Raw genomic sequence first — 12,216 nt, 5'->3', positions numbered from 1 at the left:
CGGGGAGGGCGAGGAACCGGGTGAGCAGGGTGCGCGCGTCGGTCGGGGCCTCGGACTCGGGCCGCTTGTACCGGTTGACGAGGGCGATGTACTCCTCGAAGAACTCCCGGAGTTCGGGCAGCGTGAGCCGGATCGTCCCTCGCGAGTACGGGAACGCGTCCGCCCACGGGTCGCCCTGGGCCGACTCCCGCTGCAGCCGTTCGAAGAGGTCCAGATCGGCGGCGTAGGCGTGGTGGTTCAGCTCGTCCATGACGTGCCGCGTCTCCGGGCTCTGCCGGCTGCGCGGCGGGAAGCGGCGGTCACCGGGGACCACCCGCCACCAGCGTTCCCGGTGCTGGGACGGCGACGACCGCGCCTGTCCCTCCTCCCTGTCCGTCTCCTCCCCGTCCGTCTCCTCGACGAAGCCGTAACGGGCCAGCTCACGCAGGTGGTAGCTCGTCGAGCCGGTGTTCAGGCCCAGGGCACGGGCCAGTGTCGCCGAGGTGGCCGGGCCGTGCAGGGTGAGGTGCTCGAGAATCCGCTGACGACGCGGCTGCGCGAGGGCCTTGAGCGCGGCGAGATCACCGAGTTCGGCGGGGACCGAGGACGTCGGCGAAGGCGCCGTCGGCGGCGCGTGCTGCGGCTCGGGCGGCTCGTGGGCGCCGGGTTCCTGGGGCATGTGTACACGGTCGCCTGTGCACAGGTACCTGTGCACTGCGGTGGTCCGGCGTCCTCAGCGGGGGGTTGTCCCTACCCTGGCCGGGGAGTTGACGTTCCGGAGACCCCTGCGTGACGGGGCATCGGGTTCAGCGGGGAGCCTCGAGAGAACGGATTGCCTGAGAGGAGTGGCTGCCTGAGAGAAGGGCTTCAAAGTAGCTGAGCCAACGCGGATGTGATGCCCGGCCCCGGACGCGATCGGTGCCCCCGCGCATCCACCGTGTCCCGAACCGGACCGAACCCCCAGGCTGCCGAGGTGATCCCCGTGGGGTCACGTGCCCGCCGCCTGTCACAGCGTCTCGGGGATCAGAACTCCCCGTCCTCCAAGAACTCCGTGTCCTCGCCCTCCTCCTCGAGTGCCTGCCGGACCACTCGCAGGGCCATGCCCTGGGGGTAGCCCTTGCGCGCGAGCATCCCGGCGAGACGGCGCAGCCGCTTGTCGCGGTCGAGTCCGCGGGTCGAGCGCAGCTTGCGGGCGACCAGCTCACGGGCGGTCGCTTCCTCCCGCTCGGAGTCGAGCTGGGCGACGGCCTCGTCGATCAGCGTCGAGTCGACGCCCTTGGTGCGCAGTTCCTGCGCGAGGGCCCGCCGGGCCAGGCCGCGGCCGTGATGCCGGGACTCCACCCAGGCGTCCGCGAAGGCGCTGTCGTTGATCAGCCCGACCTCCTCGAACCGCGAGAGCACCTCCTCGGCCACGTCGTCCGGGATCTCCCGCTTGCTCAGGGCGTCGGCGAGCTGCTTGCGGGTGCGTGGGGTCCCGGTGAGCAGGCGCAGGCAGATCGCCCGTGCCCGCTCAGCCGGGTCCCCTGAAGACTCCCCCTTCTCGGCCCTCGACGAGGCAGAGGTGTCTTCGTCCTCGGCGGACGGTTCTGCGGAGCCGCGCCGGCGGCGCCCGCCCCGTGAACCGCCCTCGCCGCCGCGTCCCGCCCGGCGGCCACGGGGTCGGCCTGCGCCGGCCGACCCGTCGTCCCCGTGCGAGCCGCTGTCCGGCCGGTCGTCACCACCCCGGGCCAGGCCGTCGCCGTCGACGCTCCCCGGCTCGCGGTAGCTGCCGGGGAGGGCGTCGTACTCGGCCCAGTCCGTTCGTCGTGTCACGGTCGGCTCAGCTCTTGGCAGCCGCGGCCTTGGTCTTGGTGGCCTTGGCTGCGGTGACGGAAGCGGGGACCGCCTTGGCGGTGTCGTCCGCGGGTGTGCCCGGGGCGACCGCGGCATCCGCGGCCGTCGCCGTGCCGGGCTCCTCGGGGCGCACGCCCACGCCCAGCTTCTCCTTGATCTTCCTCTCGATCTCGTTGGCGAGATCGGGGTTGTCCTTGAGGAAGTTGCGGGCGTTCTCCTTGCCCTGGCCGAGCTGGTCGCCCTCGTACGTGTACCAGGCGCCGGCCTTGCGGACGAAGCCGTTCTCCACGCCCATGTCGATCAGGCCGCCTTCACGGCTGATGCCCTGCCCGTAGAGGATGTCGAACTCGGCCTGCTTGAAGGGCGGTGCGACCTTGTTCTTGACCACCTTGACGCGGGTGCGGTTGCCGACCGCGTCGGTGCCGTCCTTCAGCGTCTCGATGCGCCGGATGTCGAGCCGCACGGAGGCGTAGAACTTCAGCGCCCGGCCACCGGTCGTGGTCTCCGGGGAGCCGAACATCACACCGATCTTCTCGCGGAGCTGGTTGATGAAGATGGCGGTGGTCTTGGACTGGTTGAGCGCGCTGGTGATCTTCCTCAGGGCCTGGCTCATCAGACGGGCCTGGAGACCGACGTGGCTGTCGCCCATCTCGCCTTCGATCTCCGCACGCGGGACGAGCGCGGCCACGGAGTCGATGACGATCAGGTCGAGGGCTCCGGAGCGGACGAGCATGTCCACGATCTCCAGGGCCTGCTCGCCGTTGTCCGGCTGGGACAGCAGCAGGTTGTCGATGTCGACGCCGAGCTTCTGCGCGTACTCGGGATCGAGGGCGTGTTCCGCGTCCACGAACGCGACCGTGCCGCCGGCCTTCTGCGCGTTCGCCACCGCGTGCAGGGTCAGGGTCGTCTTACCGGACGACTCCGGTCCGTAGACCTCGATGACACGGCCGCGCGGCAGACCCCCGACGCCGAGAGCCACGTCGAGCGCGGTCGACCCGGTGGGGATGACCTCGATGGGCTCCCGGGACCGGTCGCCCATGCGCATGACCGCACCCTTGCCGAATTGCCGTTCGATCTGTGCGAGAGCGGCATCCAGGGCCTTCTCGCGGTCGTTACCTGCCATGGGTTCCACCCGATTTGCTTGAGTCGATCGCTTCACGTCAAAGACGCTAACGCCTACCACTGACAACGCGCCTCGACGCTGGTCCGGCCTGTGGATAACTCGGTCACTTACCCATGCAAACCGGGATGAAGTGCCCGCCGAGAGGTTCGCCGGAGCTTCCATCAGAATGGATGTTCGATTTTCGTGTCAAGCGCACCACGCGGCACTTCCGAGCCTACGTTCGCGCACCGCAACACCTCGGATCCGCCGCAGCCCGGATCCGCCGCAGCCCGGTCATGCCGCGGACCGATGGTCGCGCAGCCGAGGAGTCGCACAGCCCGGTCGGCCGAGTCCGAAGCGGCGGGATCCCGCCTCGACGGCCCGGTGCAGGGTCTGCCTCAGCCGCCCCCGGCCCCCGGCCCGGCCGTCCGCTCCCGTGCCCTCGTCCACAGCCGCCGCGCACGCGCGAGCGGGTTCGGCCCCTCGCCCCGTCTCCGGTGCCCGTGGACACGGGGATCGTCCGTGACGTCGTAGCGCTTCACGTACGCGCCGAGGAACGCCTGGAGCGTGGCGACCGCGGGGATGGAGATCAGCGCGCCGACCGCGCCGAGGAGGGCGGTGCCGGCGATGACCGACCCGAAAGCCACGGCGGGGTGGATGTCGACGGTCTTCGAGGTGAGCTTCGGCTGCAGCACGTAGTTCTCGAACTGCTGGTAGACCACGACGAAGATCAGCACCCACAGCGCGTACCAGGGATCGACCGTGAAGGCGATCAGCATGGGCAGCGCGCCCGCGAGATAAGTGCCGATGGTCGGGATGAACTGCGAGACCACACCGACCCACACGGCGAGGACGGGCGCGTACGGAATGCCGAGGAACAGCAGCAGCACGTAGTGCGCCGCGCCGGAGATCAGGGCCATCAGACCGCGTGAGTACAGATAGCCGCCGGTCTTGTCGACGGCGATCTCCCACGCGCGCAGCACCTCGGCCTGCCGGGCGGGCGGCAGGATCGAGCACAGCGCACGCCGCAGCCGGGGCCCGTCGGCGGCGAAGTAGAACGAGAACAGCGCGATCGTCAGCAGTTGGAAGAGACCACCGAGAACCTGCGTGGAGATGTCCAGGACGCCGGCCGCGCTGTTCTGCGCGTACTTCCTCAGCCAGTCGGAGTGAAGCAGGCCCTCCTGTATGTCGACGCGCCTGAGATCGGTGTTGAACGAGGTGTTGATCCAGTTGATCACCGAGTCGAGGTACTGCGGGAAGCCCTCGATCATCTTTATGATCTGGCCCGCGAGGATCGAGCCGAGCAGCGTGAAGAAGCCCGCGAACGCGATCAGCAGGCCGAAGAAGACCAGAAAGGTGGCGAGCCCCCTGCGCATGCCGCGCGCGGCCAGCCGGCTCACCGCGGGTTCGACCGCGAGAGCCAGGAAGAACGCGATCAGGATGTTGATCAGCAGGCCGATGACCTGGTGGAAGGCCCAGGTGCCCAGTTGGAACGCGCCGACCAGGGCGAGCGCGAGCACCATCGCGCGCGGGAGCCAGGGCGGCATGCGAGCGCCCGGCTCGGCGTCCGTGCCGGACGGCGGCGGGGTGGGCGGCGTCGCGCCCGACAGGGGTTCCTGCGGGCCGGCATGCCTGGTCTCGTCAGTGGGTGCCACGGGCCAAGTCTCGCCCACGCCACCGACACCCGGTGACCCGCCTGCGCTCTTCTCTTCGGATCAGTGCCGCTCCCGCGGAACGTTCATCACCGCGCACACCACACGCCACACGTCCTTGGCGTCCCAGCCGGCCGCCAGCGCCTCGTCCACGGTGCGCCCGCCGAGTTCCATCATCACGTGATCGCGCGCGAAGGTCTCGGCGTACCCCGTACCGAAGTGCTCCGCCATCCGCTGCCAGAAGACCGTCAACCGCATGACACCAGTATCCCGCGCCCGGGGGTGCTCCCGGCCGGGACCGCCTGCGGAGACCGCTTTGCGGCCTACGGTCTGACCCATGGTCGAATCAGGAGCATCCCCACTCCCCCCGACGCCCTCGGCGCGCTCCCCGCTCTTCCGCGCCGAGCACTTCGTCTGGCTCACCGCGCGCGTGCTGGAACAGCGTCTCTTCGCTCACCACTTCCTGCACGGTGCCGCCGACCCCGTCGAGACGGCGCTCGACGCCTACCGAGGCGAGGACGGCGGATACGGCCACGCGCTGGAGCCGGATCTCCGCGGCCCCGTCAGCCAGCCCCTGCACACCGCGCGCGCCCTGCACATCCTGGACTCGCTCGGCCGCTGCGGCGGGCAGCGCGTGGAACGGGTGTGCCGCTACCTCACCTCCGTCTCCACCGCCGACGGGGCGCTCCCGGCGGTCCATCCCAGCCAGCGCGGCTATCCCGCCGCCCCGTTCATCCCGATCGCGGACGACCCGCCCAGCGAACTCCTGGCGACCGGACCGGTCGTGGGCCTGCTGCACCGCAACGAGGTCTGGCACGCCTGGCTGTTCAGGGCGACGGACTTCTGCTGGCAGGCGGTCGACGCCCTGGAGACGTCCCACCCGTACGAGATCCAGGCCGCCGTGGCCTTCCTGGACTCCGCCTCGGACCGCCCGCGCGCGGAGGCGGCCGCCGACCGCCTGGGCCGCCTGGTGCGCGAGCAGCGGCTCGCCGTACTCGATCCGGACCGCCGGGACGCGTACCCCGTCGCCCCCGGTTACGCGCCCGGCGAGCACCACTTCCCGTACGACTACGCGAAGACCCCGGGCTCGCTCGCGCGCGCGTGGTTCACCGACGCCGAGATGGCGGGCGCCCTGGACTTCCTCGCCGCCCAGCAGCAGCAGGACGGCGGCTGGCCCATCCGGTGGCGCCGCTGGGCACCGGGCACGGAGCTGGAGTCCCGCCCCGCGGTGACGATCGAGGCCCTGAGCACCCTCAGGTCGTACGGCCGCGTCATCGGCTGACCTGGCACGTCACCCGCGAGAACACCCGCCCTCACCGCCCAGCAGGCCTTCGCCGACGGGCAGACGCTCGTGCTGGACGCCAGGGCCGCGAGCCGCCTGACGAGGGGCCGCTCGAGCACACCCGCGGGCACGAGCAGGCCGGTGAGCTTGACGGCGTAGCAGCCGAGGGCGGTCGCACCGATCGCGATCCAGACGTTCACCGCCGCTCCTCCTCCGCGTCGCCCCGCGCGCGGCCTACACGTCGGCCCTCGGCCCACAGGGCGAGCGGCGCGGCGAGGGCGGCCACCAGCACGGGCACCCCGCCGGGCAGGACGGGCAGCAGGCCGAGTCCCAGCAGGACCGCGAGCCCTGCGGCGACCCGCTCGGTGGTGGTCTTCAGCATGGGCGCGAGCAGTGCCAGGAAGACGGCCGGGCCGGCCGCGTCGAGCCCCCACGCGTCGGTGTCCCCGATGGCCTCCGCGCCGAGGGCGCCGAGCAGCGTGGTGAGGTTCCACAGCACGTACAGGCTGAGTCCGGTGACGGCGAAGCCGATCCGCGCTCCTCGCCGGTCGCGCTGCGCCAGCGAGACGGCCGTGGTCTCGTCGATCACCCATTGGGCGGCGAACGGGCGCACCGCGCGCGGGAGGGCCAGCAACTGCGACAGGCGCAGGCCGTAGAAGGCGTTGCGTACGCCGAGGAAGAAGGCGCCGGCGGCCGCCGTGAGCGGGTTTCCGCCCGCCGCGAGTGCCCCGACGAGCGCGAACTGGGACGCGCCGGTGAACACCAGGAGGCTCAGCGCGCAGGTCTGCCACACCGTGAGCCCGCTGCCCGCCGAGGTCACTCCGAAGGCGAACCCGGAGAGTCCGACGGCGACCCCGACGCCGAGGGCGTCCCGGACGACGGCGGAGTCCGGCCTCCCTCCCCGGCCGTCCCGTACGTCTGCGAGAGCTGTCTGTTCTGCCACCCGCCGGACGGTACGGGCGGCGGCCGCCGCACGTCTTGTACGTTCTTGCGCTCCCGCTGGTACGCGCCCGGTGGCACGCCCACGATCCGGGCGAAGTGACGGTTGAGGTGCGGCTGATCGGTGAACCCCACGGCGACCGCCGCCTCCGCCGGGGCGGTCCCGGCGTCCAGCAGCCGCCGCGCGAGACGGACCCTCGCGTCGGTGAGCCAGGTGTGCGGCGGCATCCCGTAGGCGTCCCGGAACGCCCTCAGCAGGGCGAAGGGGCTGGTCCCCAGGTCTCCCGCGAGCCGCTCCAGTGTCGGCGGATCGACGAGCCGCTCCTCCAGCACGGCACGCGCGCGTGCGGCCGTCCGGTCTCCGGCCGTGCGCACCTGCCGGGTCGGCAGGGCCCCGCCGTTCAGCCGCAGCAGCCGTGTCACGGCGACCCGCAGCAGGGTGTCGGCGGCGAGCGCGTTGCCCTCGTCGGCGGCCCGCAGGACCTGATGCACGAGCGCGACGGCGTACGGATCGTCGAGCACGGGACTGACGAAGCCCGGAGCACCCCGCAGAGTCGTCGTCTCGGCGGCGATCCCTGCCACGAGTTCGGGTGGCGGGTACACCGCCCCGTACCGCCAGCCCTCGGGCACACCGGCCCGTCCGGTGTGCGGGGTGTCGGGATTGACCAGAGCGAGCGTTCCCGCACCCGCGTACTGGTCACCGCCCCGGTGCTGGAAGACCTCCACCCCCTCCGCGATGCCGGCGATCACGAAGTGCTCGTGCGTGTGCCGCACGAAGTTCTTGCGCACGTACCGGGCCCGCAGCAGATCCACACCGGGCAGCTCCGCGTACTGCCAGTGCCGTGCCACCTCACGAGTTCCCGCCACATCCCCATTCTCCGCGACGGCGCATCCGCCGCTTCCGCCCGTGTCCACCCTCGTCGGACTCGGACATCCCGCCCGCCGCGGCACTGCCACCGCTCCCCACCCCGCGGGCCCCACCCTCACCGCCGAATCCGCCACTCGTCTCGCGAAGCCGCAGGTCAGGCGCATTGTCAGTGCTCGGGTGCAGGATGGACGCATGGTCGGCAAAGCACACCGAGCCCTGGACGGCTTCTCCCCCGCGACCCGCGCCTGGTTCACGGGGGCCTTCTCCGCGCCCACCGCGGCCCAGGCGGGCGCGTGGCAGGCCATCGGCGAGGGCTCGGACGTGCTGGTCGTGGCCCCGACCGGCTCCGGCAAGACCCTGGCCGCGTTCCTGGCCGCTCTGGACCAGCTGGCCTCGACGCCCCCGCCGGCCGACCCGAAGAAGCGCTGCCGCGTGCTGTACGTCTCGCCGCTCAAAGCCCTGGCGGTCGACGTCGAGCGCAACCTCCGCAGCCCTCTGACGGGCATCCGTCAGGAATCCGTGCGCCTGGGCCTGCCCGAGCCCGAGGTCAAGGTCGGAATCCGCTCCGGCGACACCCCGCCCGCCGAGCGCCGCGCCCTGTCCACACGGCCTCCGGACATCCTGATCACCACGCCGGAGTCGCTGTTCCTGATGCTGACGTCGGCCGCGCGCGACGCGCTGACCAACGTCGAGACGGTGATCCTCGACGAGGTCCACGCCGTGGCGAGCACCAAGCGCGGCGCCCACCTCGCGCTGTCCCTGGAGCGCCTGGACGAACTCCTGCCGAGGCCGGCCCGTCGTATCGGCCTCTCGGCCACGGTCCGTCCGGTCGACGAGGTCGCCCGCTATCTCTCGCCGCACCGCAAGGCCGAGATCGTGCAGCCCAGGTCGGGCAAGGAGTTCGACCTCTCGGTGGTGGTCCCGGTCGAGGACCTCGGAGAGCTGGGCGGCTCCCCGGTCGCCGAGGGCTCCGAGAACGCGGAACGCCCTTCGATCTGGCCGCACGTCGAGGAGCGCATCGCCGACCTGGTCCAGGCCCACCGCTCCACGATCGTGTTCGCCAACTCCCGCCGCCTGGCGGAGCGCCTGTGCAACCGCCTCAACGAGATCGCCTACGAGCGGGCCACCGGAGAGCCCCTGGACGAGCACCACGCGCCGGCCGAGCTGATGGGCGGCTCGGGGGCGGCCCAGGGCGCCCCACAGGTCATCGCGCGCGCCCACCACGGCTCGGTCTCCAAGGAGCAGCGCGCCCTCGTCGAGGAGGACCTCAAGGCGGGCCGCCTGCCCGCGGTGGTCGCCACCTCCAGCCTGGAGCTGGGCATCGACATGGGCGCGGTCGATCTCGTCATCCAGGTCGAGTCACCGCCCTCCGTGGCCTCCGGCCTCCAGCGCGTGGGCCGTGCGGGCCACCAGGTCGGAGCGGTGTCGACCGGTGTGGTCTTCCCCAAGTACCGGGGCGACCTGGTTCAGGCGGCGGTGGTCACCGAACGCATGCGCACGGGCTCCATCGAGTCCCTCAAGGTGCCGGCGAACCCCTTGGACGTGCTGGCACAACAGCTGGTCGCGATGACCGCGATGGACACCTGGCAGCTGGACGACCTGCTCGCCCTCGTCCGCCGCGCCGCACCCTTCGCGTCCCTCCCCGAGTCCGCCTTCACAGCCGTCCTGGACATGCTCGCGGGCCGGTACCCGTCCGACGCCTTCGCCGAGCTGCGCCCGCGCGTGGTGTGGGACCGCGTCGCCGGCACGATCACCGGCCGCCCCGGCGCCCAGCGGCTCGCCGTCACCTCCGGCGGCACGATCCCGGACCGCGGCCTGTTCGGCGTCTTCCTCGCGGGCGCGGACCCCAAGAAGGGCGGCGGCCGGGTCGGCGAGCTGGACGAGGAGATGGTCTACGAGTCCCGCGTCGGTGACGTCTTCACCCTGGGCACGAGTTCCTGGCGCATCGAGGACATCACGCGCGACCGTGTCCTGGTCTCTCCCGCTCCGGGTGTGCCGGGCCGCCTGCCGTTCTGGAAGGGCGACCAGCTGGGCCGCCCGCTCGAACTGGGCCGTGCGGTCGGCGCGTTCCTGCGCGAGGTCGGCTCACTGCCCAAGGACGACGCCCGGCTGCGTCTGCTCACCGCGGGCCTGGACGCCTGGGCCGCCGACAACGTCATCTCGTACCTGGACGAACAGCGCCAGGCCTGCGGTCATGTCCCCGACGACCGCACGATCGTCGTGGAGCGCTTCCGCGACGAGCTGGGCGACTGGCGGGTCGTCGTGCACTCCCCCTTCGGTGCCCAGGTGCACGCTCCCTGGGCCCTCGCGCTCGGCGCCAAGCTCTCCGAGCGGTACGGCATGGACGCCCAGGTCATGCACGCCGACGACGGCATCGTCCTGCGCCTGCCCGACGCCGACCTCATGGGCCTGGACCTGCTCGACCAGCCGTCCCTGAAGGCCGACACGGAGTACGACGCCGAGCAGGCCCCCATCGGGGCGGCTGACGTCGTCTTCGACAAGGGCGAGGTCGACCGGGTCGTCACCGACCAGGTGGGCGGTTCGGCCCTGTTCGCGGCCCGCTTCCGCGAGTGCGCCGCCCGCGCGCTGCTGCTGCCGCGCCGCAGCCCGGGCAAGCGCACCCCGCTGTGGCAGCAGCGCCAGCGGGCCTCCCAACTGCTCCAGGTGGCGAGCGAGTTCGGTTCGTTCCCGATCGTCCTGGAAGCGGTCCGCGAATGCCTCCAGGACGTCTTCGACGTCCCCGGACTCGTCGAGCTGATGGGCGACCTCGAGTCCCGCAAGGTGCGCCTGGTGGAGGTCACCACCCAGGAGCCGTCCCCGTTCGCCCGCTCGCTCCTGTTCGGCTACGTCGCCCAGTTCCTCTACGAGGGCGACTCCCCGCTCGCCGAGCGCCGCGCCGCAGCCCTCTCCCTGGACTCGCGGCTGCTGGCGGAGCTGCTCGGCCAGGCGGAGCTGCGCGAACTGCTCGACGCCGAGGTGCTCACGGAACTGGAGCGGGAGCTCCAGTGGCTGACCGAGGACCGCCGGGTGAAGGACGTCGAGGGCGTCGCCGACCTCCTGCGCATGCTCGGCCCCCTCACCGATGCCGAACTGGCCGAGCGGGGTGCCGAACCGCACTGGGCCCAGGAGCTGGCGGCGGCCCGCCGCGCCATCAGGGTCCGTATCGGCGGAGCCGAGCACTGGGCGGCCATCGAGGACGCGGGCCGCCTGCGCGACGCCCTGGGCACGGCACTCCCCGTCGGCGTCCCGGAGGCCTTCACCGAGCCGGTGAAGGACCCGCTCGGCGACCTCCTCGCACGCCACGCGCGCACCCACGGCCCGTTCACCTCGGCCACCGCCGCCGCCCGCTTCGGCCTGGGCGTCGCGGTCACCGAGGGTGCCCTCCAGCGGCTGGCGGCGGGCGGCCGCGTCGTCCAGGGCGAGTTCCACCCGGCCGGTATCGGCCAGGAATGGTGTGACGCGACCGTCCTGCGCAGGCTGCGCCGCCGTTCCCTGGCCGCGCTTCGGCACGAGCTCGAACCGGTCCCTCCCCCCGCGCTCGCCCAGTTCCTGCCCCAGTGGCAGCACATCGGCAAGGGCCACTCCCTGCGCGGCGTCGACGGTCTGGTGCGCGCGATCGAGCAGCTCCAGGGCGCGTCCGTGCCCGCCTCCGCCCTGGAGAAGCTCGTCATCCCGTCCCGCGTCACGGGCTACGCACCGGCGATGCTCGACGAGCTCACCGCCGCCGGCGAGGTCCTCTGGGCAGGCGTGGGCGCGCTCCCCGGCAAGGACGGCTGGGTCTCCCTGTACCTGGCGGACGCGGCCCCCCTCCTCCTCGCCGCGCCGCACCCCTTGGAACTGACGGCACTGCATCAGTCGGTCCTGGACGTCCTCTCCGGCGGCTACGGCCTGTTCTTCCGTCAGATCGCCGACCAGGTCCGCGCCACCACCCACCCGGAGGCCACCGACCCTCAACTGGCCGACGTGGTCTGGGACCTGGCCTGGTCCGGCCGCCTCACCAACGACACGTTGGCACCGATGCGCGCCCTGCTGGGCTCGGGCCGTACGGCGGGCTCCACCGCCCACCGCGCCAAGCGTGCCGTCCCGCGCGGGCGGTACGGCTCCCTGACGGCCGCCGCCCGGCCGGCGTCCCGCAGCGGCCCTCCGACCGTCGCGGGCCGCTGGTCCCTCCTCCCGGCCCACGAACCCGACCCGACCGTCCGCGCGCACGCCGTGGCCCGCACCCTCCTCGACCGGCACGGCGTGGTGACCCGGGGAGCGGTCGCGGCCGAGGGCGTGGAGGGTGGCTTCTCGGCGACGTACCGCGTCCTGTCCGTCTTCGAGAACAGCGGCCAGGCCCGGCGCGGCTATGTCGTGGAAGGGCTCGGCGCCGCGCAGTTCGCCATGGACGGCGCCGTGGACCGCCTCCGCGCGGTGGCGAACGCCCGCGACCGGGGTGAACCCCTGCCCGGCCCGAACGGCGCACACGGCACGCAGGCCACGGGCGGCCCCTTCACCGCCGCCCCCGACGGCTTCCCCCCTGCGGACATCGACTGGGACACCCCCGGCCTCGACAACGCCC

Annotated in this window: 9 protein-coding genes and 1 pseudogene; 2 read left to right on the top strand and 8 right to left on the bottom strand. The window is 72.4% G+C overall.

Translation table 11 applies throughout. The annotated features are described in order from the left end of the window. From P1P75_RS34040 to P1P75_RS34020, 5 genes are all read right to left on the bottom strand, one after another. Positions 1-658: helix-turn-helix domain-containing protein (locus P1P75_RS34040; RefSeq protein ID WP_319262824.1), on the bottom strand; the 658-nt coding region annotated here is incomplete at its 3' end. A gap of 344 nt (positions 659-1,002) precedes the next feature. Then, complete coding sequence (gene recX / locus P1P75_RS34035; RefSeq protein WP_319262822.1) at positions 1,003-1,791, bottom strand: recombination regulator RecX; 789 nt, start codon at positions 1,789-1,791, stop codon at positions 1,003-1,005. Positions 1,792-1,798: 7 nt separating this feature from the next. Beyond that, positions 1,799-2,935 carry a recombinase RecA gene (gene recA / locus P1P75_RS34030; protein WP_319262820.1) on the bottom strand — a complete coding sequence of 379 codons (1,137 nt, stop codon included), beginning with the start codon at positions 2,933-2,935 and terminating at the stop codon, positions 1,799-1,801. A gap of 377 nt (positions 2,936-3,312) precedes the next feature. Then, the gene (locus tag P1P75_RS34025; protein WP_319262819.1) at positions 3,313-4,569 is read right to left on the bottom strand and encodes an AI-2E family transporter; all 1,257 of its coding nucleotides are present in this window, start codon (positions 4,567-4,569) and stop codon (positions 3,313-3,315) included. A 60-nt stretch (positions 4,570-4,629) separates the two neighbouring features. Further along, positions 4,630-4,824: a DUF3046 domain-containing protein gene (locus tag P1P75_RS34020; RefSeq protein WP_319262818.1), complete on the bottom strand. Its 195-nt coding sequence runs from the start codon at positions 4,822-4,824 to the stop codon at positions 4,630-4,632. A gap of 79 nt (positions 4,825-4,903) precedes the next feature. Here P1P75_RS34020 and P1P75_RS34015 point away from each other — a divergent pair, with 79 nt between their 5' ends. After that, positions 4,904-5,848 (top strand): hypothetical protein, encoded by a 945-nt coding sequence (locus P1P75_RS34015; protein ID WP_319262817.1) that lies wholly within the window; start codon positions 4,904-4,906, stop codon positions 5,846-5,848. An 80-nt stretch (positions 5,849-5,928) separates the two neighbouring features. On the opposite strand, the pseudogene P1P75_RS34010 reads toward P1P75_RS34015, so the two are convergent. The 3 genes and pseudogenes from P1P75_RS34010 to P1P75_RS34000 form a co-directional block, all read right to left on the bottom strand. After that, positions 5,929-6,048, bottom strand: a pseudogene (locus P1P75_RS34010) (AzlD domain-containing protein); the annotation flags it as partial. Continuing rightward, on the bottom strand, positions 6,045-6,668 hold the full coding sequence (locus P1P75_RS34005) for an AzlC family ABC transporter permease (protein ID WP_319262815.1): 624 nt from the start codon (positions 6,666-6,668) through the stop codon (positions 6,045-6,047). The pseudogene P1P75_RS34010 and the gene P1P75_RS34005, both read right to left, overlap by 4 nt. Continuing rightward, entirely contained in the window at positions 6,665-7,654 is a 990-nt protein-coding gene (locus tag P1P75_RS34000; RefSeq protein WP_319262813.1) for an AraC family transcriptional regulator, read from the bottom strand. The genes P1P75_RS34005 and P1P75_RS34000 overlap by 4 nt, the downstream gene beginning before the upstream one ends. 193 nt (positions 7,655-7,847) lie before the next feature. Between P1P75_RS34000 and P1P75_RS33995 the strand changes: the two genes are divergently transcribed. Continuing rightward, on the top strand, positions 7,848-12,216 hold a 4,369-nt coding region (locus tag P1P75_RS33995), incomplete at its 3' end, for an ATP-dependent helicase (RefSeq protein WP_319262811.1).

Origin of the sequence: Streptomyces sp. ID05-39B, assembly GCF_033794725.1 — a bacterium.
Classification (GTDB): Bacteria; Actinomycetota; Actinomycetes; order Streptomycetales; family Streptomycetaceae; genus Streptomyces; species Streptomyces bobili.
This window is presented reverse-complemented; position numbering and strand designations above follow the sequence as displayed.